23 protein-coding genes are annotated in these 25683 nt (G+C 73.2%); 12 read left to right on the plus strand and 11 right to left on the minus strand.

Going from position 1 to position 25683, the window contains the following annotated elements; all coding sequences use genetic code 11:
- The first annotated feature begins 75 nt into the window (after window positions 1-75).
- Window positions 76-1377 carry an alpha/beta fold hydrolase gene (locus AB0D74_RS33305; RefSeq protein ID WP_362595262.1) on the plus strand — a complete coding sequence of 434 codons (1302 nt, stop codon included), beginning with the start codon at window positions 76-78 and terminating at the stop codon, window positions 1375-1377.
- 78 nt (window positions 1378-1455) lie between these two features.
- Here the strand turns inward: AB0D74_RS33305 and AB0D74_RS33310 are convergent, their stop codons facing one another.
- Complete coding sequence (locus AB0D74_RS33310; protein ID WP_362595264.1) at window positions 1456-2538, minus strand: aldo/keto reductase; 1083 nt, start codon at window positions 2536-2538, stop codon at window positions 1456-1458.
- Between the two features lie 160 nt (window positions 2539-2698).
- Between AB0D74_RS33310 and AB0D74_RS33315 the strand changes: the two genes are divergently transcribed.
- Both AB0D74_RS33315 and AB0D74_RS33320 read left to right on the plus strand, forming a co-directional pair.
- On the plus strand, window positions 2699-3613 hold the full coding sequence (locus AB0D74_RS33315; protein ID WP_362595266.1) for an AraC family transcriptional regulator: 915 nt from the start codon (window positions 2699-2701) through the stop codon (window positions 3611-3613).
- A 9-nt stretch (window positions 3614-3622) separates the two neighbouring features.
- On the plus strand, window positions 3623-4456 hold the full coding sequence (locus AB0D74_RS33320) for a pentapeptide repeat-containing protein (RefSeq protein ID WP_362595268.1): 834 nt from the start codon (window positions 3623-3625) through the stop codon (window positions 4454-4456).
- Here AB0D74_RS33320 and AB0D74_RS33325 read toward each other — a convergent pair.
- Entirely contained in the window at window positions 4415-5953 is a 1539-nt protein-coding gene (locus AB0D74_RS33325) for a cytochrome P450 (RefSeq protein ID WP_362595270.1), read from the minus strand. The two genes, AB0D74_RS33320 and AB0D74_RS33325, sit on opposite strands and share 42 nt — an antisense overlap.
- Window positions 5954-6061: 108 nt before the next feature.
- On the opposite strand from AB0D74_RS33325, the gene AB0D74_RS33330 reads away from it, so the two are divergent.
- Together AB0D74_RS33330 and AB0D74_RS33335 are read left to right on the plus strand one after the other, a co-directional pair.
- Complete coding sequence (locus AB0D74_RS33330) at window positions 6062-6667, plus strand: TetR/AcrR family transcriptional regulator (RefSeq protein WP_362595272.1); 606 nt, start codon at window positions 6062-6064, stop codon at window positions 6665-6667.
- Window positions 6668-6778: 111 nt separating this feature from the next.
- Window positions 6779-7510 carry a DUF2470 domain-containing protein gene (locus AB0D74_RS33335; RefSeq protein WP_362595274.1) on the plus strand — a complete coding sequence of 244 codons (732 nt, stop codon included), beginning with the start codon at window positions 6779-6781 and terminating at the stop codon, window positions 7508-7510.
- Here the strand turns inward: AB0D74_RS33335 and AB0D74_RS33340 are convergent.
- The 3 genes from AB0D74_RS33340 to AB0D74_RS33350 all read right to left on the minus strand — a co-directional run bounded on the left by AB0D74_RS33340 (window position 7478) and on the right by AB0D74_RS33350 (window position 11121).
- Window positions 7478-8680, minus strand: a complete 1203-nt coding sequence (locus AB0D74_RS33340; RefSeq protein WP_362595276.1) for a lactonase family protein — start codon at window positions 8678-8680, stop codon at window positions 7478-7480. The two genes, AB0D74_RS33335 and AB0D74_RS33340, sit on opposite strands and share 33 nt — an antisense overlap.
- A 105-nt stretch (window positions 8681-8785) precedes the next feature.
- Complete coding sequence (locus AB0D74_RS33345) at window positions 8786-9844, minus strand: hypothetical protein (RefSeq protein WP_362595278.1); 1059 nt, start codon at window positions 9842-9844, stop codon at window positions 8786-8788.
- Window positions 9841-11121, minus strand: a complete 1281-nt coding sequence (locus AB0D74_RS33350; RefSeq protein ID WP_362595280.1) for an FUSC family protein — start codon at window positions 11119-11121, stop codon at window positions 9841-9843. Before AB0D74_RS33350 ends, AB0D74_RS33345 begins: the two co-directional genes overlap by 4 nt.
- A 198-nt stretch (window positions 11122-11319) precedes the next feature.
- Between AB0D74_RS33350 and AB0D74_RS33355 the strand changes: the two genes are divergently transcribed.
- Window positions 11320-11718 (plus strand): DUF3592 domain-containing protein, encoded by a 399-nt coding sequence (locus AB0D74_RS33355; protein ID WP_362595282.1) that lies wholly within the window; start codon window positions 11320-11322, stop codon window positions 11716-11718.
- 192 nt (window positions 11719-11910) lie between these two features.
- Here AB0D74_RS33355 and AB0D74_RS33360 read toward each other — a convergent pair whose 3' ends face one another.
- On the minus strand, window positions 11911-12540 hold the full coding sequence (locus AB0D74_RS33360) for a PAS domain-containing protein (RefSeq protein WP_362595284.1): 630 nt from the start codon (window positions 12538-12540) through the stop codon (window positions 11911-11913).
- Window positions 12541-12732: 192 nt separating this feature from the next.
- On the opposite strand from AB0D74_RS33360, the gene AB0D74_RS33365 reads away from it, so the two are divergent.
- The 3 genes from AB0D74_RS33365 to AB0D74_RS33375 all read left to right on the plus strand — a co-directional run bounded on the left by AB0D74_RS33365 (window position 12733) and on the right by AB0D74_RS33375 (window position 17851).
- Window positions 12733-15909, plus strand: a complete 3177-nt coding sequence (locus AB0D74_RS33365; protein ID WP_362595286.1) for a cytochrome P450 — start codon at window positions 12733-12735, stop codon at window positions 15907-15909.
- 243 nt (window positions 15910-16152) lie between these two features.
- The gene (locus AB0D74_RS33370) at window positions 16153-17442 is read left to right on the plus strand and encodes an ROK family transcriptional regulator (RefSeq protein WP_362595288.1); all 1290 of its coding nucleotides are present in this window, start codon (window positions 16153-16155) and stop codon (window positions 17440-17442) included.
- Window positions 17443-17629: 187 nt separating this feature from the next.
- Window positions 17630-17851, plus strand: coding sequence for a hypothetical protein (locus AB0D74_RS33375; RefSeq protein WP_362595290.1), 222 nt, complete (start codon window positions 17630-17632; stop codon window positions 17849-17851).
- 48 nt (window positions 17852-17899) lie between these two features.
- Here AB0D74_RS33375 and AB0D74_RS33380 read toward each other — a convergent pair whose 3' ends face one another.
- Window positions 17900-18862, minus strand: a complete 963-nt coding sequence (locus AB0D74_RS33380; RefSeq protein ID WP_362595292.1) for an SDR family NAD(P)-dependent oxidoreductase — start codon at window positions 18860-18862, stop codon at window positions 17900-17902.
- A gap of 459 nt (window positions 18863-19321) precedes the next feature.
- Here AB0D74_RS33380 and AB0D74_RS33385 point away from each other — a divergent pair, with 459 nt between their 5' ends.
- Entirely contained in the window at window positions 19322-19579 is a 258-nt protein-coding gene (locus AB0D74_RS33385; protein WP_362595294.1) for a hypothetical protein, read from the plus strand.
- Window positions 19580-19779: 200 nt separating this feature from the next.
- Here the strand turns inward: AB0D74_RS33385 and AB0D74_RS33390 are convergent, their stop codons facing one another.
- The 4 genes from AB0D74_RS33390 to AB0D74_RS33405 form a co-directional block, all read right to left on the minus strand.
- Window positions 19780-21024: a family 16 glycosylhydrolase gene (locus tag AB0D74_RS33390; RefSeq protein WP_362595296.1), complete on the minus strand. Its 1245-nt coding sequence runs from the start codon at window positions 21022-21024 to the stop codon at window positions 19780-19782.
- Between the two features lie 166 nt (window positions 21025-21190).
- Complete coding sequence (locus AB0D74_RS33395) at window positions 21191-21643, minus strand: VanZ family protein (RefSeq protein WP_362595496.1); 453 nt, start codon at window positions 21641-21643, stop codon at window positions 21191-21193.
- A gap of 538 nt (window positions 21644-22181) precedes the next feature.
- Entirely contained in the window at window positions 22182-22814 is a 633-nt protein-coding gene (locus AB0D74_RS33400; protein ID WP_351712197.1) for a DUF4230 domain-containing protein, read from the minus strand.
- A gap of 224 nt (window positions 22815-23038) precedes the next feature.
- On the minus strand, window positions 23039-23851 hold the full coding sequence (locus AB0D74_RS33405) for a helix-turn-helix transcriptional regulator (RefSeq protein WP_362595298.1): 813 nt from the start codon (window positions 23849-23851) through the stop codon (window positions 23039-23041).
- A 76-nt stretch (window positions 23852-23927) separates the two neighbouring features.
- Here AB0D74_RS33405 and AB0D74_RS33410 point away from each other — a divergent pair, with 76 nt between their 5' ends.
- Window positions 23928-24644 carry an SDR family oxidoreductase gene (locus AB0D74_RS33410; protein WP_362595300.1) on the plus strand — a complete coding sequence of 239 codons (717 nt, stop codon included), beginning with the start codon at window positions 23928-23930 and terminating at the stop codon, window positions 24642-24644.
- Between the two features lie 59 nt (window positions 24645-24703).
- Window positions 24704-25660 (plus strand): ribose-phosphate pyrophosphokinase, encoded by a 957-nt coding sequence (locus AB0D74_RS33415; protein WP_362595302.1) that lies wholly within the window; start codon window positions 24704-24706, stop codon window positions 25658-25660.
- Window positions 25661-25683 lie beyond the last annotated feature (23 nt).

The raw sequence follows: 25683 nt of genomic DNA on the forward strand, positions 1-25683 counted from the left end.
ATGATCCCGGGGGCGGATCCGCCCGGGACGTGTGCTGAACTGGGACGCGACCGTCCGTCCGTCCCGGGAGAACCGTTGAGCCTCAGCTACCGCCAGCCCGGCGTCGTCCTCACCGACCGCCGCTTCACCGTCCCCCTCGACCACGCGGACCCGGAGGGTGAGACCATCGAGCTGTACGCCCGGGAGGCGGTGGCGAGCGACAAGGCGGGCCAGGAGCTGCCCTGGCTGCTGTATCTGCAGGGTGGTCCCGGATTCGGGGCGAATCGTTTCGTCGGGCGGCAGGCCTGGCTCGACCGGGCCCTGGACGACTACCGCGTCCTGCTCCTCGACCAGCGCGGCACCGGCCGCTCCACCCCGGTCAACCGGCAGACCCTCCCGCACCGCGGCGGCCCGGCCGCCCAGGCCGACCACCTCGCCCTCTTCCGCGCCGACTCGATCGTCCGGGACTGCGAGGCGATCCGCCCGCAGGTCACCGGCGGCGCACCCTGGACGACGCTCGGCCAGAGCTTCGGCGGCTTCTGCACCGTCACCTACCTGTCGTTCTTCCCCGAGGGCCTGAAGACCTCCGTGATCACCGGCGGCCTGCCCTCCCTGGACGCGCACGCGGACGACGTCTACCGCGCCGCCTACCCGCGCATCGAGCGCAAGGTCGCCGCGCACTACGACCGCTACCCGCAGGACGTCGAGCGGACCCGCCGGATCGCCGAGCACCTCCTGGAGCACGAGACCCTGCTGCCGAACGGCTACCGGCTCACCGTCGAGGCCTTCCAGTCCCTCGGCCTGATGCTGGGCACCGGCGACGGCAGCCACCGCCTGCACTTCCTCCTGGAGGACGCCTTCGTCCGCGCCCCCTCCGGCCTCGAACTCTCCGACGCCTTCCAGGAGCAGGTCCAGGGCCTGCTGTCGTACGCGAGCAACCCGCTGTACGCCCTGGTCCACGAGCCGACCTACGGCCAGGACGCCCGCCCCACCGCCTGGGCGGCCGAACGGGTCCGTGCCGAGTTCCCGCAGTTCGACGCCGCCAAGGCGCTCGCGGGCGACGCGCCGGTGCTGTTCACCGGCGAGACCGTGCACCCCTGGATGTTCGAGACCGACCCGGCCCTGCGGCCTCTGAAGGCGGCGGCCGACCTGGTCGCCGCCCGCACCGACTGGCAGCCGCTGTACGACCCGGCGCGGCTGGCCGCCAACGAGGTCCCGGTCGTCGCCGCCGTCTACCACGACGACATGTACGTCGACACGGCGCACTCGCTGGCGACCGCCCGGGCCGTGAAGGGCCTGCGCACCTGGGTCACCGACGAGTTCGAGCACGACGGCCTGCGCGTCGGCGCCCCGCGGGTGCTGGACCGCCTGCTGGCCCTGGCAGCGGACGAGGCCTGATCTGCCTCGACACGCTCCGCTCCCGGACGGCGCGCCGTGAGCAGCCGACGGACGGGGGCTGAGGGACCAAGGCCCCGGTCAGTAGCGGGCGGTGTTCGCCAGCAGCGGTGGATACACCGCGCTCGGTACCCCGTCGACCGTGGCGCCCGCGTACTTGAGCATGGCGCCGACGCGGTGGTTCAGGTCGTGGGGGAAGCCGAGGGCCGGGGCGGACACCTCGTCGAGGCGGGCCGTCTGCTCCGGGGTCAGGCGGACGTCGAGAGCGGCGACGTTGGCCTCCAGATGGGCGTGGGTGCGGGGGCCGATCAGGGTGGAGGTGACGCCGGGGCGGTTCTGCACCCAGGAGAGGGCCACGGCGGCCGGGCTCGCACCGGTCTCCGCGGCGACCGCGGCGAGCGTCTCGATCACGGTGAACTGCTCGTCGGTCGGCTGCCCGAGGACGGCCGCCCGCTTCGCCTCGGCCGGTGCGGACCGGTCCCTGCGGTACTTCCCGGAGAGGAAGCCGCTCTTGAGCGGGGACCAGGGCAGCATCCCCATCCCGGCGTCCTGCGCGAGCGGGATCAGCTCGCCCTCGATGGTGCGCTCCAGCAGCGAGTACTCCATCTGGAGCGCGGTCACCGGGGTCCAGCCGCGCAGCAGGGCCGTGGTGTGGGCCTTGGCGGTGAACCAGGCCGGGGTGTCGGAGAAGCCGACGTACCGGATCTTGCCGGCCGTCACCAGGTCGTCCAGGGTGCGCAGGGTCTCCTCGACGGGCGTGGACCGGTCGTGGTTGTGCAGCCAGTACAGGTCGACGTAGTCGGTGCGCAGGCGGCGCAGCGAGTCCTCCAGCTGGCCGACGATCGCCTTGCGGCCGGCGCCGCCGCCGTTGGGGTCGCCGAGGTGCAGGTTGCCGAAGAACTTGGTGGCCAGCACCAGGCGGTCGCGGCGGCCCGGGCGGGCGGCGAGGAAGTCGCCGAGGATCGCCTCGGAGTGGCCGTTGGTGTAGAAGTTCGCGGTGTCGACGAAGTTGCCGCCGAGGTCGAGATAGGTCTGGAGGATCTTCTCCGACTCCTCGACCGAGCAGCCGAAGCCGCCGTCCTCGCCGAAGTTCATCGCGCCGAGGCAGAAGGGGCTCACCTTGAGCCCGGACCGGCCGAGACCGACGTACGAGTCGAGTGCCATGAAATGCTCCGTGGAAGATGCGTGGGGAATCCGGCTCCTTGAGCAAACCAGGCTGAGCTGCGAGAACGTTAGGGCGATCGCATCGCAGGCTTGCACGATCCTGTCGCGTTTCCGGGGAAGGGCGTTGCGGCCGTCCCCGGCCGGCGTTTCAATCGGGAGCGTGTCCCTCGACGAACTGCGCTCCCTGATCGACCGGCACGCCCCGCGCGACGCCGACGCCGTCCCCGCGATCGACGGCCTCCTGCTGACCCGCGCCGAACGGCCCACCGGGCCGCGCTCGGGCGTCGTGGACCCCGTCCTCGCCCTGGTCGCCCAGGGCGCCAAACGGCTGACGCTGGGCGGCCGGATCTACGACTACGAGGTGGGCGAGTACCTGGTCGTCTCGGTCGACCTGCCGGTCAGCGGGCAGTGCACCCGGGCCACCCCCGAGACGCCGTTCCTGGGGTTCGGCCTCCGGCTGCGGCCCGCGCGCATCGCGGCGCTGCTCCTGGAGACCGGCACCGACCCCCGCGCGGCCGGTGCGCGCCGCCGCACCGGTCTGCCCGCGCTCGCGGTCGGCGAGGCGCCCGCCGACCTGCTCGACGCCGCCCTGCGGATGGTCCGGCTGCTCGACCGGCCCGCCGACATCCCGGTGCTCGCCCCGATGATCGAGCGGGAGATCCTGTGGCGGCTGATCACCGGCGAGCAGGGCACGCTGGTCCGGCAGATCGGGCTCGCCGACAGCAGGCTCACCCAGATCGGGCGGGCCGTCCGCCACATCCGCGAGCACTACACCGACGCCCTGCGCGTCGAGGAGCTGGCCCGGCTCTCCGGGATGAGCGCCTCCCCGTTCCACCGGCACTTCCGCGCGGTCACCGCGATGACCCCGATCCAGTACCAGAAGCACATCCGGCTCCAGGAGGCCCGGCTGCGCCTGATGAGCAGCACCGACGACGTGTCCGACGTGGGGTACGCGGTCGGCTACGACAGCGCCTCCCAGTTCAGCCGCGAGTACCGGCGGCAGTTCGGCCGGCCGCCGGGGGCGGACGCGGCCCGGCTGAGAAATTCGGACGAGGAGGTCTTCGCCGCTCAGTAGGCTGACCGGGTGTCAGAACAGATATCCGAACGGGCCCGGTTGAGCGGGGACTGCGCCCGCTGTTTCGGGCTCTGCTGTGTCGCCCTGCCGTTCGCCGCGTCGGCGGACTTCGCCTTCGCCAAGCCCGCCGGAACGCCCTGCCGCAACCTCGGTGGCGACCACCGCTGCGGCATCCACGCCGAACTGCGGCAGAAGGGGTTCAACGGCTGCACGGTCTACGACTGCTTCGGCGCCGGGCAGCAGGTCTCGCAGGTCACCTTCGACGGCCGGGACTGGCGTGGCGGGTCCGGCGCGGAGGCCCGCCGGATGTTCGACGCGTTCCTGGTCGTACGGCAGCTGCACGAACTGCTCTGGTACCTGACGGAGGCTCTCGGCCTGGCCGCCGCCCGCCCCGTCCACGCCGATCTGCGCACCGCGCTGCGGAAGACCGGGGAACTGGCTCTCGGTACGCCCGAGGAGCTGGCCGCCCTGGACGTGGCCGCGCAGCGGCGGGAGGTCGACGTGCTGCTCCTGCGGACGAGCGAGCTGGCCCGGGCGGGGGTGCGCGGCCGGAAGAAGGACCGGCGGGGCGCCGACCTGATGGGCGCCCGGCTCCGGGGCGCCGACCTGCGCGGGGCGAGCCTGCGCGGCGCCTACCTGATCGCCGCCGACCTCACCGGGGCCGATCTGCGGCACGCGGACCTGATCGGCGCCGACCTGCGGGACGCCGACCTTCGCGACGCGGACCTCACGGGTGCCTTCTTCCTGACCCAGCCCCAGCTCGACGCGGCCCGGGGCGACGCGGGGACGCGGCTGCCGGCGTCAGTCACCCGGCCGGTGCACTGGACAGCCGCCGCCCTCTGACGTGGGCGCCTCCGGCACGGTCACCGGCGCCGGGGCGGGCGTGCGCCGCTCCAGCCGCAGCCGCAGTCCTTCCGGCATCAGCGTGAGCCGCTCGGTCACCCGCAGCCGGTAGTCGGGGTCGGCGCCGAGGCCGTAGCGGCGCAGCAGCAGGCCGAGGACCAGGGTCGCCTCGTGCAGCGCGAACTGGCGGCCGATGCAGGCGCGTGCCCCCGTGCCGAAGGGCTTGAAGGTGTGCGGGGCCCGGCCGCGGGCCGCCTTGGCCTCGAACCGGTCCGGGTCGAAGCTCTCGGCGTCCGGGCCCCACACCCCGGGGTCCCGGTGCAGCATCGGCGTCAGGACCAGCGCCCAGGCGCCCCGGCGCATCGGGTGCCCGCCGGCCAGCACGGTGTCCTCGCGGGCCTCGCGGGCGAAGGCGGGAGCCGTCGGCCACAGCCGCAGCGACTCGTCCAGCACCCGGCGCACGTATCGCAGTCTGGCCACCTGGTCGTAGCCGGGCGCCGGCGTGTCGCCCCATACGCGGTCCACCTCCGCGGCGGCCCGGGCGGCGATCTCCGGGTGCAGGGCGAGGTAGTGCAGGGCGAAGGAGAGCGCGCCCGAGGTGGTCTCGTGGCCGGCCACCAGGAAGGTGATCACCTGCCGCCGGACGTTCTCGGCGGACAGCCGCTCACCGGTCTCCGGGTGGGCCGTCTCCAGCATCCGGTCGAGCAGGTCGCCCTCCGCGCGGCCGGTCCGGCGCCGCTCGGCGACCAGGCCGTCGACGGTGCGGTTGAGGAAGTCGATGTCGGCCGCGTTGCGCCGGGCGGCCTGCCGCAGCATCAGCGGGGCCAGCGGCCCGGGCACGCTGTTCAGGCGCTGCGCGTAGGTGAGCGTGCCGATCATCGCGGTGACGAAGGGGTGCGGCCGGTCCCGCTCGAACGAGCCGAAGTCGTGGCCGAACCCGGTGCGGGCGATCGTCTCCAGGGTCAGCTTGGTCATGTCGCCGGGCACGTCCACCCAGCGGCCGGCCGTCAGCTCCCGGTCCCAGTGGTCGGTCAGCCGCCCGGCCACCGCCAGCATCATCGCGTGGTAGCCCTCCATGGCCTCCCGGCTGAAGCCCGGGGCCAGCACGTCGTGCGCCAGCTGCCAGTTCGGCTCGTGGTTGTAGGCCGTGAACAGGCCGTCCCCGGCGACCGGGCGGAGATTGGCCACCCCGAGCCCCACGTGCTTGGCGAACCGCGATTCGTCGGCCATGTCGGCGGCCGGTTCGGCGCCCGCCACGAACACGAACTCGTTGCCGAACGCCTTGCGCCGGAAGATCGGGCCCAGCTGCCCGCCGATCCGCATCGAGTCCTGGAGCGGGGTGCGCCGGTCGACCCCGAGGACGTCGCCGAGGAACGGCAGCCGGCGCGGCGGGTGCGGGATGCGGTGCAGCTCGGGCCAGCCCTGCTCGGCGCCCCGGAACCCCTTCGGCAACGGGCCGCCCGTCCCTGCCCCCGGCTGTGTGGCCGTCTCCGCCATGACGCGATCTCCCTCGATGCTGCGGCACGTCGATCTCGTTGTACGTGGGTTCAATAAGCGGTTTCAGTCTCGTCCCGTTGTTGAACTCACGTCAAGTAAAGTGCGGACATGGTCCCGAACCAGGGTGAGCGCAGCCGCCGCAGACTCAGCACCGCGGAGCGCCGTGAGCAACTCCTCTCGGTCGGGGCCAGGCTCTTCTCGGAGAGCCCGTACGACGACGTGTGGATCGAGCAGGTCGCCGAGATCGCGGGGGTCTCCCGGGGTCTGCTGTACCACTATTTTCCGACGAAACGAGATTTCTTCGCGGCGGTCGTGGCGCGTGAGAGCGAGCGGATGCTGCGGATGACGGCGGCAGAGCCCGGTGTGTCCGCCCGTGAGCAGCTCACCGCGGGCCTCGACGTCTACCTCGACTACGTCCACACCCACGCGCACGGTTTCCGCGCCTTCCACCGTGCGGAGGCCTCCGGCGACCAGGCCGTGCGCCGCGTCTACCGGCAGGCCCAGGCGGCCCAGGAGCGCCAGATCCTCGCCACCCTCGCCGCCGACCCGGAGTTCGGCCCCGCCCTCGGGCGGCGCCCCGACACCAGGCTGGCGGTGCGCGGCTGGCTCGCCTTCACCACGCACGTCTGCCTGGAGTGGCTGCGCACCGAGGAACTGACGCGGGAGCAGGTGCGGGACCTGTGCGCGCGGGCCCTGCTGGGCGTCATCTCCTGACCGTCAGGATTCCTGCCCCGCCCTGTTTTTCACCTACGTGACGCATCCCGTGCTTGGCGTACTCCCCGATCTTCGATAAGTTAGGTGAGGCTTACCTAAGGAGGTTTCGGGATGGGTGACGAACAGGCAGCCTGGGCGGCCGGACCCGGTGCGGCGGAGCAGGCCCGGTCCCTGCTGGCCGTCGCGTGGTCGTGCATGGTGACGGCGGACGGCGGACGCGAGGAGTACGTCGGCGCGCACACCGTCGCGGACGACGGCCGGGTGCTGCTGCACGTACCCGAGGACAGCGCCCTGCTCACGGCCGCGATCTGCGCCCCGCGCGGTGAGCCGTCCGCGGTGCTGGAGTTCGCCGACGTGGCGCCGGTCCCGGTGCGGAGCCGGATCAGGGCCCGGCTCTGGATGGCCGGCTGGTTCCGCCCCGCCGACGAACACCTCGTCTTCCACCCCACCCGGGTGGTGCTGCGCCGGCCCTCCGGCGCCGTGGTCGTCGACCGCGACGAGTTCGCCGCCGCCCGGCCGGACCCGCTGGCCGGCGCCGAGGCCGGACTGCTCACCCACCTCGCCGACTCCCACCCGGACGCCGTCGAGCGGCTCACCCGGCTCGTCGAGCCCGAGAGCCTGCACGCCGCGACCCGGGTCCAGCCGCTCGCCGTGGACCGGCACGGACTGACCCTGCGCATCGAACGCACCCGCGCGCACGGCGACGTACGGCTCGTCTTCCACGCGCCCGCCGACGACGTCTCCCAGCTCACCGAGCGCATGCACGCCCTGCTCGCCCGGGCGAGCGCGGCGGCCTCCTGCCCGCGGACGCTACAGCGGCAGCGCGCAGACGGCGACCGGTGAGGCGAACGGCTCGCCCGCGAGCCGGAGTTCACCGCTGTCCGGATCGACGGTGAAGACGCTCACGGTGCCGGACCGCTGGTCGGCCGCGAACAGCAGCCGGCCGTCGGGGGAGAAGGCGATCTGCCGCGGGAAGTCCCCGTGCACCGGCACCGTGTCCAGCAGCCGCAGCCGGGCCCCGGCGGCCTCGACCGCGTACCGCGCAAGGGTGTTGTCGCCCCGGTTGGCCAGGTAGGCGAAGGCGCCGTCCGCGGTGACCAGGAACTGGGCCGGGTAGTTGGTGGTACCGGCCGTGCTGCCGGTGGACTGCGGATCGCCGATCGTCAGCCGGCCGCCGGCCGGGTCGTAGCCGCAGACCGCGACCGTGTTCCCCACCTCGTTCGCCAGGTACGCGTACCGGCCGCCCGGGTGGAAGGTCAGGTGACGCGGGCCCGCCCCCGGCTTCGTGTGCGCCTGGGCGGCCTCGGTGAGCGTGCCCCGGGCGGCATCGAGGCGGTAGCTGTAGACCGTGTCGGTGCCGAGGTCCACGGCGAGCACATGACCGCCGTCCGGGCTGGTGATGAACTGGTGGGCGTGCGGGCCCTGTTGACCGGGCCCGGGGGCCGGACTCGAGTGCGTCACCAGAGCGGTGCGCTCGCCGAGGGCGCCCGAGGCGTCGATCGGGTGCACGGCCACACTGCCCGAGGTGTAGTTGGCGCTCAGCAGCCAGCGGCCGGTCGGATGGACCGAGACATGGCACGGGCCCGCCCCGCCCGTGCTCCGGCTGCCCAGGATCCTCCGGTCCGCCAGGCGTACGGCGGTCACGCTTCCGTCCGTGCGCTCGTTCACCGCGTACAGCGTGCGGCCGTCCGGGTGGACCGCGAGGTACGACGGGTCGGCGACCCCGGTGAGCGTGCCGCTGCCCGTGATCGCGCCGGTCACGGGATCGTAGGCGGCGAGGCCGATGCCGGTGCCGCCGCCGTCCACGGAGGTGTAGGTGCCGAGGTAGAGCGGGCGGGGCGCCGAGGGAGTCCGCGCCGGGGTGCCGGCCGCCGGGCGCGCCGCCCGGCGGGACCGCTCCGCGAGGGGCGCCGCCGGCGCCGGGACCGCGACCACCGCGCCCACGCCCGCCGCCGCGCCGACGAACCGGCGCCTGCTCCAGCCGCCGCGCGTCCCTTCCGTACCACTGCCCATGCCATGCACCTCAGGTCGTGAGTCACCCCGGACCTGACACACCTTGACGCGGACCGAGGGGGCAGCGCAAGAAGAGCAACGCCTGTTGCATCCGGTGCAACGGTGTCACCAGTCGCCGTCCTCCACCGGCTTGCCCTGCGCGTCCTTCAGCGGGACCACCTGCCCCGCGGTCGGCTGCTGCCAGGGCTCCAGGTCGTCGCCGAGCCAGTCGCCGACCGGCTTGACCGCCTCCAGGGTGTCCGTGGGGGCGAGATCCCGGGCGTCCTCGTCGTAGTAGTCGAACCAGGGCAGGCCCGCGCGGGTGTACGCCGCCCGGTCCACCGGCGACGGAGGGGGTGCCTCGCCCGTGATGCGGTGCCACTGCGGGGGCGTGACCAGGTGCACGAAGACGCGCCCGGCCGGGGTCCCGGCCCAGTCGCCCAGCGGCCGGTCGTCCTCGTACACCTCCTGGCGCATCGAGCCGCCGACGCCGAGGCCCATCCCGGCCGACCTGGCGGCCGGGGCCCCGCCCGGCGCGGGGGCGGGCGCGGGGAGGGCGGACATCATCGGCAGGGCCGCGTCGACGGCGCCCGCCGGACCGGGCCCGCGCATCCGCTCCCGCCGCAGCTGCTCCTGGCGCAACCGCTCCTCGCGCCGCCACTCGGCGAGCGGGCCGTCTCCGAGCGTGAAGGACTGGAGCTGCACCCCGCCCCACACCTCCTCGCCGGTGACCTGCCCCTCCACCGTCGCGCCCAGCCCGAGCGGCACCGCCACGAACTGGCGGACCGTGCCCTTCCCGGAGTTGATGCCGTCCAGCCACGGTTGGCGCGGCAGCACCAGGTAGTTCTGCGGTTTCCGGGACAGCCGGTCGCGCCACGGCTCGCCGGAGACCGCGCACACCTTGCCGACGCCGACCTGGAGTGCGGCCGGTTCCGCCGTGCCCGCGAAGCTCAGCCACATCGCCTCGCGCAGGTACACCGGCAGCATCACCCCGCCGCGCGCCCGCCACTCGTCCGGAACCGTGTCCGGGAAATCGCTCACCCGCCGGACCGGGAACTCGCCCAGCCCCGGCGGCAGCGGATGCGTGCCCGTCTCCGGCAGCCGCAGCGTGCGCACGAACCGCACCGCCACCCCGCCCGGCAGCCGCAGCGTGTTCCCGTCGATCCGTACCGCCGTGTCCGTCATCGGCGTGCCCCCTTTCCGGTCCCTGACGGAGAACGTCCCGGACCACCGCCCCGGTTCCGCCGCAGCCGGTCCGGTACGCCCACCCGCTCCCGCAGCCAGGTGAGCCACGGCCGCTTGGCGCGCTGCTCGCCGGAGACCCGGTCCAGTTCCTCCAGCAGACGGCGGGTGCGGTGCTCGGTGTCGAGCTCGTCCAGCAGCCGGTTGACCTCGGTCAGCACGGCGCCGAGCAGCTGCCAGTTCCGGTCGTCGTGGCGGATCTCCTCGTGGAGCAGGTCGGCGAGCTTGTCGCGGGTGCCGGACGCCGCGTGCAGCTCGGCGGCGAGCCGGGCCTCGGCCGACTCGGCGTTCTCGCTGATGCTGGTGGTCACCAGCACCGCGAAGCTGACCACCGCGTCGGCGATCTGGGACAGCAGCTGTTCCACGGCCGCACCCGCGTCCGACGCGAACAGCGGTTCGGGCTCGCGGGCCTTGGCCAGGTCGGTGAAGGTGCGGGCCAGCACGCGCAGCACGACCGTGCAGATCTCCAGCGTGTCCAGGCCGGTGCGCAGCACCACGCGGTGCAGCAGCCCCTCCCTGACCCGCGGATTGAGCCGCAGACTGTCCTCCGCCTGCCGCAGCGCCGCGTCCACCTCGACGATGGCGTGGTCCAGGCGGCGGGCCTCGTGCAGCCGTGCGGCGGCCTGCTGCCACGGCATGATCTCCGCGGCCTCCTCGCCCATCCGCAGCATCAGCTGCCGCAGCCGGCGGGCCAGGCCCTCGATCGACTCCCCGGCCTCGTCCACCCACACCGGGGGCGGGAGCAGGAGGTTGCAGCCCATGCCGACGACCGCGCCGATCAGGGTCTCCACGATCCGCGCCCACGCCGTACTGCTGATCGTCGTGACCCCGAGGACCAGCATGGCGCTGATCGCCACCTCGGGGATGTACTCGTCGACCCGCACCAGATGGCCGACCCCGAGCGAGGCCACGATCAGCAGGGCCAGGCTCCACCAGGTCAGCCCCACCAGCTGGCTGAAGGCGATGGCCACCAGCACCCCGGCCACCACCGAGTTCACCCGGCGGAAGCCGTTGGTCAGAGTGGCGTACAGGGTGACCTGGACGACCAGCAGTGCGGTCAGCGGGGCGGTCAGCGGAGCCGGCTCCGGGCTCAGGTGGAGCGCGACCACGTAGGCGATCGTGGCCGCGGTGGCCGACCGCAGGGTCTGGACGACCACCGGGTCCCGGTGCCGACGCAGGAGTCGCGGCAGCCCCTCGGCCCACTTCCGTACGGTGTGCATCCCTTGGCCTGTTCCCACTCGTGTGTCACGGCGAACGTGTTTTCCGCAGATCACTACCGCGCCGGTGGCTGCTTGACCAGAGTCGATTACGGAAAGTTGCCGAAGCGGAACCCCTTCCTCGGAAACCGATCGCCAGGCCGACGCGTCTTCTCCAGCCGAGGTGCTGAACGGTCGGGTGGGACGGAAGGGTTGAGGCGTGTGAACATCGGCGCGGTGCTGTGCGCGGTGGCCGGCCTGGGGCTGCTCGTGGCCGCGGTGCACGAGGGCACGGTGGTGCACCGGCTGCGGCGGCACGGCGTGCGCACCTGGGGCCTCGTCGTGGACAACGTGCGCACCACGGACAGCGACGGGCCGAAGTGGGTCCCGGTCATCGCCTTCACGGACCGCCGGGGCTACCGGGTGGAGTTCAGGCCGCGGGCACAGGGGACCGGCATGGGGCTGGCGACGGGACGGCAGGTGGAGGTCGTCTACCTGGCACAGAACCCGCAGATCGCCCGCGTGCGCATGTGGCGCCACGTCGTGGGACCGGTGGTGTTCCTGACCTTCGGCGCGCTGGCCTTCCTCGGGTGCGGCGTACTCATCGCCGTCACGAGCTGACACCCACGCCGAAACGACCGCGACCCGGCCGGCCGTGATCGGCCAGGGCCGGCCGTCACCGGACCGGCCACAGCCCGCGGCCGTCACCGGACCGGCCGCAGGGGGAGCCCGATGGGCGCCACGGACGCCGGGACGGCGCCTGCCACTCCCGGTTCGTCGCCCGCTTGGGCGCCCCGTCGGCGCGGGCACCGCCTACCCGGTCGGGGTGGGGGGCCAGATGCCTGGTCTGAGTACGCCCAAGGCGTAGGCGCGGGCGACCAGTTCGGTGCGGGTGGCGGCGTCCCAGCGGGCCGAGAGGCGGCGCAGGTGATAGGTGACACCGTCGCTGGTCAGGCCCAGCTCCTTGGCGGCCCGTGCGGTGGTGGCGCCGCCGGCCAGCAGGGCCAGTACCCGGCCCTCGACCGGTGTGACCCGCGCGGGTTCCGCCCGCGGTGCCGGGCGCTCGCCGTCCACCCGCAACATCACCAGCAGCGAGGGCGTCTCGCCCACCGCCTCGCTCACCGGGTCCGCCGTCAGCTCCCCGTACCGGTCCGCCCCGCCGGGCGCCGGCCACCGCACCGACACCTGGTAGCGCGAGCGGTGCCGCAGCCGCAGCGCCTCGGCGATCCGCTCCACCTGCGCCTCCTCCTGCGGGCGGAACAGCTCCAGCACGTCCCGGCCGCGCAGCCGGCCCGGGGTCGTACCGCACTCCGCGGCCATCGCCGGGTTGGCCAGCACCACCAGTCCGTACACGTCGCACACCGCGACCGGCACCGCCACCCGGTCGAACAGCGTCAGGGCACGATTGCGCCACACCACGCCGTCGAGCCCGCCCGCCTCCATGCCCACCGCACCTCTCTTCGGCCCTCATCCAAGGCGAGCACCCGGGCCACGGGCAACTCCACCGGTCCGGCGCAAGAGCCGGCGGGCACTTTCGACTGCACGATCGTGTAGTGCGGCGGCGCCGGGTCCCACCCGGGCGGGACCACGCTGGATCACAGGACTTTCCGTACCGCGAAAGGCAGTTGTCGCGCCATGCCCCCCACCGCGCCGCACCCCGACCCCGCACCCGCCCTGTCCGGCGTCCTCGTCGTCGACATCACCGCCACCGGCCCCGGCCGCACCCCGATCCAGCAGGTCATGGACCTGATGCGGGAGCACGGACCGGTCCTGGTACGGCGGCTGCACGGGCGGGACACCCTGTTCGTCGCCGACGCCGACCTGGTCGCCGACCTCGCCGACGAGCAGCGCTTCGCCAAGCACGTCGGCCCCGCCCTGGAGAACGTCCGCGCCTTCGCCGCCGACGGGCTGTTCACCGCCTACAACGACGAGCCCAACTGGGCCAAGGCGCACGACATCCTGATGCCCGCCTTCGCCCTCGGCTCGATGCGCACCTACCACCCGGTGATGGTGAAGGTCGCCCGCCGCCTCATCGAGTCCTGGGACCGGGCCGCCCGTGAAGGCCGCCCGGTCGACGTCCCGGACGACATGACCCGGATGACCCTCGACACCATCGGCCTGGCCGGGTTCGGCTACGACTTCGGCTCCTTCGAACGCGCCGAACCCCACCCCTTCGTCGAGTCCATGGTCCGCTGCCTGGAGTGGAGCATGACCCGCCTGGCCCGCAAGCCCGGCACCGACCACTCGGCGGCCGACGCGGCCTTCCACGACGACGCCGGCTACCTCGCCCAGGTCGTCGACGACGTCATCGCCGCCCGCACCGGCACCGACCAGAGCGGAGCCGGGGACCTCCTCGGCCTGATGCTCTCCGCCCGGCACCCCGAGGACGGCACCACCCTGGACCGCGCCAACATCCGCAACCAGGTCATCACCTTCCTCATCGCGGGCCACGAGACCACCTCCGGTGCGATGTCCTTCGCCCTGTACTACCTGGCCAAGCACCCCACCGCGCTCCGGCTGGTGCAGCGCGAGGCGGACGCCCTGTGGGGCGACACGCCCGACCCGGAGCCGACGTACGACGAGGTTGGCCGCCTCGCCTACACCCGGCAGGTGCTCAACGAGGCGCTGCGGCTGTGGCCGACCGCCGCCGCCTTCGGCCGGCACGCCCTGGACGACACCCTGCTCGGCGGCCGGATCCCGCTGAAGGCCGGGCAGGCCGTCACCGTCCTCGCACCGATGCTGCACCGCCAGCCGGTCTGGGGCGACAACCCCGAGCTGTTCGACCCCTCCCGGTTCACCCCGGAAGCCGAGGCGTCCCGCCCGGTGCACGCCTTCAAGCCCTTCGGCACCGGTGAACGGGCCTGTATCGGACGGCAGTTCGCGCTCCACGAGGCGACCATGCTGCTGGCCATGCTGGTGCACCGCTACCGGCCGCACGACCACGCGGACTACGCGCTCACCGTCAAGGAGACGCTCACCCTCAAGCCCGAGGGCTTCACCCTGACCCTCACCCCGCGCACCCCCGCCGACCGCGTCCACCCGCCCCTGCCGGGCGCCCGGCAGGCTGCCGCCGCCGACCAGCACCCGACGGCGACGCTCCCGGCCCGGGTCCGCACCGGCACCGGCGCCCTCCTCCTGCACGGCAGCAACTACGGCACCTGCCGCGGCTTCGCCGCCCAACTCGCGGACGAGGCGGGCGAGATCGGCTGCGACACCGAGGTCGCGGCCCTGGACGCCTACGTCGGCGGCCTGCCCACCGACCGGCCCGTCGTCATCACCGCCGCCTCCTACAACGGCCGCCCCACCGACGACGCCACCGCCTTCGCCGCCTGGCTGGACGGCGGCCCCGACCTCACCGGGGTGACCTACGCCGTCCTCGGGGTCGGCGACCGCAACTGGGCCGCCACCTACCAGCACTTCCCGACCCGCGTCGACGCCCGCCTCGCCGAACTCGGCGCCACCCGCCTCGTCGACCGGGCCGCCGCCGACGCCTCCGGCGACCTCGGCGGCACGGTCCGCGAGTTCACCGCCCGGCTGCGCACCGCCCTGCTGGAGCGGTACGGCGACCCCGACGCCGTCGCCACACCGGAGCCCACCGCCGGGTACGAGGTCCGCACCCTGGCAGGCGGCCCGCTCGACGCCCTCGCCGCGCACCACGGACTCGTCCCGATGACCGTCACCGACGCCTACGACCTCACCGCTCCCGGCCACAGCCGCACCAAGCGCTTCCTGCGGATCGCCCTGCCCGAGGACGTCACCTACCGCACCGCCGACCACCTCACCGTGCTCCCCGCCAACGACCCGGCGCTGGTCGACCGCGCGATCACCGCTCTCGGCGTCGACGCCGACACCGTCCTCGACATCCGCACCGGCCGCCCGCGCCGCGACGGCCTCGCCGTCGACCGCCCACTGACGGTCCGCCAACTCCTCACCCACCACATCGAGTTGCAGGAGCGGCCCAACGCCCGCCAGTTCTCCCTCCTGGCCGACGCCAACCCCTGCCCGCCCGAGAGGGCCGCCCTCGCCGCCCTCGCCGCGCCGGCCGCCGCGGGCTCCCCGGGCGGCGACCCGCGCACCCTCGTCGAGATCGTCGAGGACCACCCCGCGCTGCGCGGCGCCCTCGACTGGCCCCGCCTCCTGGACCTCCTGACCCCCCTGAAGCCCCGGCACTACTCGATCTCCTCGTCCCCGGCCGCCGACCCCCGCCACGCGGACCTGATGATCTCCCTCCTGGAAGCCCCCGCCAGGTCCGGCAACGGCACCTACCGGGGCACCGGCTCGGGCCACCTGGCCACCCTGCGCCCCGGCGACACGCTCCACGCCCGCGTCCAGCCCTGCCGGGAGGCCTTCCGGATCGACGGCAGCGTCCCGGTCGTCATGATCGCCGCGGGCACCGGCCTGGCACCCTTCCGCGGCGCCGTCGCCGACCGCACCGCGGCCCTCCGGTCGGGCACCCAACTCCCGCCCGCCCTCTGCTACTTCGGCTGCGACGCCGCCGACGCCGACTACCTGCACGCCGAGGAGCTCCACGCCGCGCAGACCGCGGGCGCCGTCTCCCTGCGCCCGGCCTTCAGCACGGCCGGCACCTTCGTCCAGCACCGCATCACCGCCGAGGCGGACGAGGTGTGGCAACTGCTGGAAGCGGGCGCCCGGGTGTACGTCTGCGGGGACGGCGCCCGGATGGCGCCGGGGGTACGGGAGGCGTTCCGCGCCATGTACCGGGACCGCACTCCTGGCGGAAACGCCGAGGAATGGCTGAACTCCCTGGTGGCGGACGGACGTTTCGTGGAGGATGTGTACGCGTCCTCCTGATCGAGGCCTAGGCGCGGAGCGCCCGTGAGGGGCGCCGGGGGTACCCCCGGCCGTAGGCTGGGGGAGGAACTGCGCGAGAAGCCCTCTCCGGCCGTCGGTCCGCGCGCGACCCGCACCCCTGTGGCGCGACCCGGTGCCTCCCCCTGCTTAGCTCACAGCGTGAACTAAGGGTTGGGAAAATATCGCTTCCACCCTCCCGAAGGAGTATGTTGCAGGTCGGGCAGGGTTCGTGAAGGGAGCCACATGGCGGGGCGGAACGGGCGCACGGTACGCGACCTCAGGAGGGCCAACCGCACGGCCGTACTGCAGCGGCTCTACTTCGACGGCCCGCTGAGCCGCTTCGAGCTGGGCCCGGCCACGGGCCTGAGCTCCGGCTCGGTGAGCAACGTGGTCGCGGACCTGGTCGCCGACGGCCTGGTCGAGGAGGCCGGCAGCGTCGACTCCGACGGCGGCCGTCCACGCACCCTGCTGCGCGTCGCCCCGCACAGCGGACACATGATCGGCGTGGACGTCGGCGAGACCCGGGTCCGGGTCGAGCTGTTCGACCTCAACCTCACCGAACTGGCCCGCGTCGAGCGCCCTTTGGCGCAGCAGGGCTACGACGTCGAGGTGATCGTCGGCCACATCAGGGACGGCATCGACGAGGTCCTCGCCACCGAGGGCGCCTCGCCCGAACTGCTCCTCGGCGTCGGCGTCGGCGTGCCCGGCATCATCGAGCACACCGACGACCGGGGCGCCGTCGTGCACGGCCAGACCATCGGCTGGGACGCGGTCCCGCTGGAGGAACTGCTGCGCTCCGGCTGCCGGCTCCCGGACTCGGTGCGGTACTTCATCGACAACGGGGCCAAGACCCTCGGCCAGGCCGAGATGTGGTTCGGCGCCGGCCGTGGCGCGGACAACGCGGTCGTGGTGCTCTTCGGCTCCGGCGTCGGCGCCTGCCTGGTCACCGCCGACGTGGAGAACGGCCGGGCCGTCGAGTGGGGGCATCTGACCGTACGGGTGCGGGGCCGCCGCTGCCGCTGCGGGGCGCTCGGCTGCCTGGAGGCGTACGCGGGCGCCGAGTCGCTGCTGGCCCGCTGGCGCGAGGAGGGCGGCCGTCCGGACGAGGGCCTCGACGAGGAGACCGCGCTCGCCGCGATGCTCGCCGCCGCCTACCCGTCCGAGGGCACCGAGCCCGACCCGGTCGCGCTCGCCGTCCTGGAGGAGACCGCCGAGTACCTGGGCGCGGGCCTCTCCGACCTGATCAACCTGTTCCAGCCGGAGCGGATCCTGATCGGCGGCTGGGCGGGCCTGGAACTCGGCGCCCGCTTCCTGCCCGCCGTACGCCGGTACGCCACCACGTACGCGCTGCGCCACCCCGCCGAGCAGGTCACCATCGACCTCGGCCGGCTCGGCCCGGACGCGGTCACCGTCGGCGCCGCGATCCTGCCCCTCGCCGACTTCTTCAACCGCGGGGGCCGCCGCGCCGAACCCGCGACCGAGGACCGGCTCCCCGCCTGGCGCGCGGCCCTGGAGGAACGCAGCCCGCGCTGACCCACGCGCCCCCCGTCCCCGCGCCGACGCACGCACCCGACTGTCCCCCGCGCCTGCCTGTCCTCGCGTTTCGCCCGGTTCCGCCGAGGTACTCGGCTGCTGCCCGGACGGGGCCACGAGGCCGTCGTACGAGGCCACGGGACGGGGCCTGGGGGCGTCGTCGCGGAACGACACGAGGGAGTGCGCGGTGGGCGAGAAGCGGGGCGGCAAGCCGGTGCCCCGGGACCTCCCGGACCAGCAGGCCGGGTCCGGCCGTGACCCGTGGGAGGCGGCGGAGAGCGGACGGCCCGAGGAGCCAGGCGACGTCGGCGTGCCCGACCCCGACGAGGCCGGTGCGGGTCCCCGGGGTGCACCGCGCTCGGGGGCGGTGCACCCCGGGGACCCGGTCCCCGACGAGCCGTCGGCCTGACCCCGGGAAGGGACGGCGGCGGCCCCGGGCGCCGCGTCCGCGCTCGCCTCAGGCGAACGCGTCGACGCCGGTCAGCTCCGCCGACAGGGCCCACAGGCGGGCGGCCTGCTCCGGGTCGACCGCCCAGGCCTTCACGCCGGTCGTCCCGCCCTCCACGGCGGGCTCGGCGACGTCGCAGTCCTCCAGGTACACCCCGCCCATCTCCGCCAGCTGCGCGGAGGTGGCCGCCCAGGTCTGGGTGGCCGCACCCTGCTCGGGCGTCTTGAAGCCCTGCGGGTTCAGGAAGGTGCCCTGCTCGTCGATCCAGCCGCGCTCGATCATCTCCTCGCGGGGGATGTGCCGCTGGAGCGGGGTCATGATGCCGCCGGGGTGTAGGGCGAAGGCCCGCACGCCGGAGTCCCGGCCGAGCCGGTCGAGGTGCACGGCGAACAGCACGTTCGCGGTCTTGGCCTGGCCGTACGCCTCCCACTTGTCGTAGCCGTGCGTCCACTGGACGTCGTCCCAGCGCATGCCGGCGAAGTGGTGGGCACGGGAGGAGACCGACACGACCCGGGCGCCGCCGGGCGCGAGGGCCGGCCAGAGCCGGTTGACGAGGGCGAAGTGCCCGAGGTGGTTGGTGGCGAACTGGGCCTCCCAGCCGGGCCCGACCCGGGTCTCCGGGCAGGCCATGATCCCCGCGCTGTCGATCATGAAGTCGACGGTCCGTCCGGAGGCCAGGAACCGCTCCGCGAAGCCGCGCACGCTGTCCAGGTCGCCGAGGTCCAGCTCGTCCACCTCGACCCCGTCCAGGCCCGCCAGCGCCTCGTGGGCGGTCTCGGCGCGCCGTGCGGGGACGACGACGTGGGCGCCGGCCCTGGTGAGGGCCCGGGTGGTCTCCAGTCCGAGCCCGGAGTAGCCGCCGGTGACGACAGCGAGCCGGCCGCCGAGGTCGAGACCCGCGAGGACCTCGTCCGCCGTGCTGTCCGCGCCGAATCCGGAACCGATCTTGTGCTGAGGTGTCGTAGCGCTCATGACTCGAACGCTACGAATTCGAGTGCTCTCGAAGTCAAGCCGGGCCCGGCGCGCCGGGCCGGACGTCCGCGACCGGTCCCGAACAGGAGAAAGCCCCGGCCGCGACGGGGGATTCGCGGCCGGGGCGGCCAGGTGGTGGGCACGGATGGCGGTCGCCTCTCGGCGAAAGGCTCCACAGGGCTTCAGCCGAACGATCGTCCCTGTGGGCAAAAGGTGAGGCCCGGGGACACTGTCCCATCCGCACCCACGCCTGGTTCAACGGGCAACCACCCCTGGGTGTTCCGGGCCCGCGGGTGACGAGCGTCACCAGGGCCGGTCGTGGATATGCCCGCACTTTTATCAAAGCCGCGCAAAAGTGAAGAAACGCGCGCAAATATCCTGGCAAAGTCCGTGGCGGCCTCGGCCGTCGGGGTGACTTGCACCGGTCACTTCCGGCCAGGGAGATCTACCCTCGATTGCATGACCGAGATAGCGAGCCCGTTCATCTCCCAGCCGCGGATCCTGGTGCTCGGGGTCATGACCGGCAAGCCCGGCACCCCGCCCTTCCGCATCGTGGAGATCGACGGCGAGGTGGTCGGCCAGGCACGCACCGTCACGGACGTGCTGGAGGTCGCCGCGTCCTACGGCATCAAGGTCCACGACCTGGACGATCCGGACGTGGTCTGCTGGGTGGGCGGGGACAAGTTCACCTGGGCGCCCCGCCCACTGCGCCGCTAGGGCCTGTCTGACGATTCCCGTCGTCGCCCGGAGGGCGGCCTCGCGGCGTCGGGTGCGTGCTCTCGGCGTGCCGGGCGTAGGCCCTCGTACTGGACGTACTTGGGTCTGCGCCCGGTGCGGCGAGAGTGCGTGCACGGCGTCGCGAGGCAGACGGGAATGGTCAGACAGGCCCTGGCCGCGGCCCGCGGTGCGGCCTGCGGTCAGCCGACCGTCCACTTCTGGTTGGCGCCGCCCGTGCAGGTCCAGATCTGCAGCCGGGTGCCGTTGGCCGAGTTGTTGCCGGTGACGTCGAGGCACTTGTTCGCCTGCGGGTTCACGATGTCGTTCGCCGACGAGACGGCCCACTTCTGGGCGGCCGTGCCATTGCAGTCGTAGAGCTGGACCGTCGTGCCGTCCGCGGTGCCGCCGCCGGTGACGTCCAGGCACTTGCCCAGCGCGCGGACGGTGCCGTCGCTGCCGACGGTCCACTGCTGGGCGGCGGTGCCGTTGCAGTCGTAGAGGTCGACGGGCGTCCCGTTGGCGGTGTTCGCCCCGGCCACGTCCACGCACTTGCCGGCCAGCCCCCTGATCGCGACCCCGGCCGCACTGTCACTGGTCGTCACCGACACCGAGTCCACGACCAGCTGCGCCGGGAAGGCGGTCGAGCCGTCCGGGTCGCCCGGCCAGTAGCCGCCCACGGCCAGGTTCAGGATCAGGAAGAACGGCTTGTTGAAGGCCCACGTGTTGCCGCCCACGTCGGAGGGGGTGCGCGTCTGGTAGACGACACCGTCGACCGACCACCTGATCGAGTTGGGCGCCCAGTCGACGGCGAACGTGTGGAAGGCGTCCGCGAAGGCCTGCCCGTTCGGCAGCGAGTAGGCGGCGCCTATCCCGTTGGACCCGGAGTAGCCGGGGCCGTGGATGGTGCCGTGGACCGTGGAGGGCTCGTAGCCGACGTTCTCCATGACGTCGATCTCACCGGAGTTCGGCCAGCCGACCGACCCGATGTCGGTGCCCAGCATCCAGAACGCCGGCCACATGCCCTGCCCGCGCGGGATCTTCATCCGGGCCTCGACGTGTCCGTACTGCGCGCTGAACTTCCCGGAGGTGTTCAGCCGGGCCGAGGTGTACTGGCAGGTGCCGTACCAGCACTGGTAGTTGGCGGGGTTCTCCTTCTTCGCCGTGATGACCAGGTGGCCCTGGCCGTCGAGGGCGGCGTTGTTGGTGCCGGAGGTGTAGTACTCCCGTTCGTGGTTGTTGACGTTGTCGCCGGTCTCCAGCGTCCACTTCGAGGAGTTCACCGGCGAACCGGCGGCCCCGTCGAAGGTGTCGGAGAAGGTCACGGCCGCCGCGCTCGCGTCGGCGGCCTCGGCCCGGTGGGCGGGACCGAGCGCGAAGGACCCGACCAGGGCGACGGCGGACAGGGCGGCGAGCAGGCATCTGCGGAGCAGTCGTGGCGAGGCCATGGCACTCCCTTCCGTACGGCGGCCGGGCGCGGGGAGGCGTCCGGCCGGGGTGGGGGGTAAGGGTGATGCCTGTTGATTTAAGGAGTGAGATAAGTCGTGCGTCAATACCTTGGTACGGACCAGTACTGGACGATCAGGTGGCCGGTTCCGGACGCCGCCCCGGCCGTCAGGCCTTGCGCTTGCGGGCGTGCACCGCGCGACCGAGCCGGCGGCCCAGCAGCAGCCAACCGACCAGCGCGCCCGTGGTGTTGAGGATGACGTCGTCCACGTCGAACGCCCGGCCGGTGACCAGCGCACCCTGTGCCAGCTCCACCAGCAGCATCACGATCGCGGTGAGCAGCAGCACCCGCAGGATGCCCCGGGCGCCCGGCGCGAGGACCGGCACCAGGATCCCGAACGGGACGCCGAGCAGGATGTTCCCGCCGACCTGCTTCACGGCGTCGCGGAACGCGGGCTGGTCGAGATAGATCTTGAGGGTGGCGCCGGGGTGCAGGTTGGTGTGGGCGATCGACACCGAGGCGGGGGAGGGATCGAGCGTCAGCTTGGCCAGCACGACCGCGAACGCCACCATCACGGCGAAGGCACACGTCATGGCCAGCAGCCGCAGCGGGAGGGGCAGCGGTCGCCGCTCGGCGGCGGTGGCCTTGGCGGTGGCGGCTTTGGCGGTGGTGGCCTTGGCGGTGGCGGCTTTGGCGGAGGAGGCTTTCGCGGCGCCGGCCTTCGCGGAAGCCTTGCCGGGGGCCTTCCCCGGGGCGGGCTTCCTGCCGAAGCCGCGAACCCTGCCGATGGCGGCCTTCTTCCCGCCGGCGCCGTTCCTGCCGGCGCCCGCGGGCTTGGCGGCGCCGCCCTTCTCCGTGGTGGCCCCCGCCGCGGTGCCGCGGCTCCTGACCAGGCGTGCGGTCCTGGCGAACAGCCCGGGGCTGCTGCCGGGGCCCTTGCCCTTCTTCGTCTCCTCGTTCGGTTCGCCCTTGGCGGTGCGCAGGCGCGAGGCGGCGCTGGCCATCCGATCCTCCACTCGTGAACTTGGCGGCTTGGTAACGCTGTTACCCGCGAAGTGCCCCAAGATGCCGCCCGGCCCCACGGCGCCGGGCGGTTGCTCTCCCGGCCTCGGTGAGGCCGGTCGCCCGGCGCCGGCGGGGCCGGGCGCGCGGTGTCGGTCAGACCGTCCCGTAGGACACGTGCACCTCCGTGAAGCCGAGGGAGTGCAGCAGGCCCTCCAGCATGCCGGTGGTGTTGGTCTCGGCGCGGGTGGTCAGCCCGCTGTCCTTGGCCGCGTCCGAGATGTGCTTCACCGCGAGCTTCTGCACCGCCTGTTCGCTGTTCGGGTTGTCCGAGAACAGGTCCCCGATCCGGTCCAGCAGACCGCGCTGCTTGGAGACGGCGTACGAGTGGTCGGCGTCCAGGGTGGCCTTGCCCAGCTGCGCGTGCGGCAGCCGGATGGTGGCCTCGGTCCGGTCGTCGTTGACCGTCACGTCCTTCTGGGCGATCTTGCCGAGGTCGACGTAGGAGTCGACGGTGCCCGCGCCGACGTACAGGGTGCGGGTGCCGCGGATCGCGCTGGGCAGGTACTTGGCGTCCTTCTCCAGGTCCACGACGACCTGGAAGTTGCCGGAGGCCGCGTCGTAACGGCTCATGTCCTGGATGGACTTGAGCAGCGCCGGGCCGGTGTTGTCGCGGGTCTCCGTACCGAACAGGTCCTTGATCCCCGGCAGCACCGCCAGTTTGATCCCGGCGAACAGCACCACGAGCACCAGCACCAACGCGGTGACCAGTTTCGCCCAGCCGGGCATGCGCCGGGGCCGGGCCGTGACGGGAGCCTCCTGAGTGGAGCTCGCCTTGCTCTCCTTGGTGGAACTCGCCATGTGACGGTCCTCCTTTCCAAGGACACGAATGCCCGCCAACAGCCTTGTCAGACCGCGTTGTCGGCCGATTGAGACAGCTGGGTCAGGACTGATACACGCGGTGCCGAAACGTGTTCGACGGCCACCCGCCACCAGCGCCCCCGGAAGGCCGGTCAGGCCCCCGCGGCCAGCTCCGCGATCCGCCGCGCCGACGCCGAACCCGGGTCCGCGGTGACGAGGACGACCTCCTGGTCGTCCTCGGGTACCAGCAGGACGTCGCAGTTCAGCCGCAGCCGGCCCAGCTCGGGGTGGTCGAGGACCTTGGTGCGGTGTCCCGGGGCGTGCACCGGATGGGTCGCCCAGATCCGCCGGAAGTCCTCGCTTCCCGCCCGCAACTCGTCCAGCAGCGCGGTGAGTTGCGGGTCGTGCGGGTAGCGCTCGGCGGCCCGCCGCAGCCGGGCCGTCACGATGTGCCCGAACTCCTCGGCGCTGGAGCTCTCGTGCATCCGGCCCTGGCCGAGGAAGCGCCGCCGCGCCAGGTTGGTCGTGCCGTGTCCGAGGTCGCCGCCGAGCAGCTGCTGGGCGAGGGGGTTCCAGGCCACCAGGCCGTAGGCCGCGTCGGTGACGATCGCGGCGGTGTCGGGAAGCCGCTCAAGGAGGCGGGCCACGTGCGGCCGTACCCGCCGTACCGCCGCGGTGCCGGGCGGCGGCGCGGCCGAGCCGGCCAGCCGGAAGAGGTGGCTGCGCTCGGCGGGGGCCAGCCGCAGCGCCCCGGCCAGGGCGTCCAGGACGCGCGGGGAGGGACGGGGGCCGCGGGCCTGCTCAAGACGGACGTAGTAGTCGACCGACATGTGGGCCAGCTCGGCGACCTCCTCCCGGCGCAGCCCGGGGGTGCGGCGGTCGGTGCCCGGCGGCAGGCCCACCGCCTGCGGGCCCAGCCCCGCGCGGCGCTCGCGCAGGAAGCGGGCCAGTTCCTGCCTCGCCATGCCCTCGGCCTCCCTCGGTCCGCCTGGTACAGGTGGTCCCTGGCAGGGCGGACGCGGCCGGGGGACCGTGACTGTCATGAACGATCGCACAGCACTCGTCACCGGTGCCAACACGGGCATCGGGTTCCATGTGGCCAGACTGCTGGCCGAAGAGGGTTTCCGTGTCCACGTCGGTTCCCGGGTCGCCGAGCGCGGCGAGCGGGCCGTGGCGGAGATCGGCGCGAACGCGCGGCTCCTGGTGCTGGACGTCACGGACCCGGGCAGCATCGAGCGGGCCGCCGCGGGCGTCGACCGCCTCGACGTCCTGGTCAACAACGCGGGCGTCCAGCCGGTGACCGGCACCCCCGCCGAGACCGGCGTCGAGGCCTTCCGGCAGACGTACGAGACCAACGTCTTCGGCGTCGTGGCGGTCACCAACGCCTTCCTCCCGGCCCTGCGCCGCTCCGCCCACCCGCGCGTCGTGAACGTCTCCAGCGGTACCGCCTCCCTCTCCTGGAGTACCGCGCCCAATCCGCAGTTCGCCGAGGGCGTTCCCAGGTCCGCGGCCTACCGTTCCTCCAAGGCCGCGCTGAACGCGCTGACCGTCCTGTACGCCCTGGAGCTGGCCGAGGCCGGGTTCAAGGTGAACGCCCTGGCCCCGGGGCTGCGTTCGACCGGCCTGGTGCCGGGGCTGACCGGCCGGGGCGGCGACCCGGCCGAGGGCGCGCGCGGGGCCGTACGGCTGGCGCTGCTGCCCGACGACGGACCCACCGGCGGGTTCTTCTCCTGGGACGGCACACCTGTGCCGTGGTGAGAGCGCCACGATCCGTAGCATGAGCCCGTAGCCCGTATTGATCATGCGAGGAGCGGATCGTGCGAGACATCGCCGTCTTCAGCGGCAGCGCCCACCCCGAGCTGGCCGAGGAGGTCTGCGCGCATCTGGGGGTGCCGCTCAGCCCGACCCGGGTCAGCCGGTTCGCCAACGACTGCCTGGAGGTGCAGCTCCAGGCCAACTGCCGGGAGCGGGACGTGTTCCTGATCCAGCCGCTGGTCCGGCCGGTGCAGGAGCACCTGGTGGAGCTGCTGCTGATGTGCGACGCGGCCCGCGGCGCCTCGGCGGGCCGGATCACCGTCGTCATGCCGCACTACTCCTACGCCCGCTCCGACAAGAAGGACGCCCCGCGCATCTCGCTGGGCGGCCGTCTGGTCGCCGACCTGCTGGTGGCCGCCGGGGCGAGCCGGGTCCTCGCCATGACCCTGCACGCCCCTCAGGTGCACGGTTTCTTCTCGGTGCCGGTCGACCACCTGCACGCGCTGCGCGAGCTGGCGGCGCACTTCCGGCGGTACGACCTGTCGCGCACCACCGTGGTCTCGCCCGACCTCGGCAACGCCAAGGAGGCCGCCGCCTTCGCCCGGCTGATCGGCGCCCAGGTGGCGGCCGGTGCCAAGCAGCGCTACCCGGACGACCGGGTCACCATCAGCTCGGTGATCGGCGAGGTGGCCGACCGGGACGTCATCGTGCTCGACGACGAGATCGCCAAGGGCAGCACCGTCGTCGAACTCCTCGAAAGGATCAGGGAGCTGGGCCCGCCGCGGTCGATCCGGATCGCCTGTACGCACGGGCTGTTCGCGGCCGGGGCGCTCAAGCGGCTGAGCGAGCAGCCCGACGTGCTGGAGATCGTCTGCACCAACACCGTGCCGGTGCCCGCCGAGGAGCACACCGACAAGCTGCGGATCCTGTCCATCGCCCCGGCGCTGGCGGAGGCCGTACGCCGTATTCACAACGGCGAGTCCGTGAGCGCCCTGTTCGACGAGCCGCGCAACCTCTAGACAGGAAGGAGGAGTTGCAGCGC

Origin of the sequence: Streptomyces sp. NPDC048278 (assembly GCF_040652195.1) — a bacterium.
Taxonomy (GTDB): domain Bacteria; phylum Actinomycetota; class Actinomycetes; order Streptomycetales; family Streptomycetaceae; genus Streptomyces.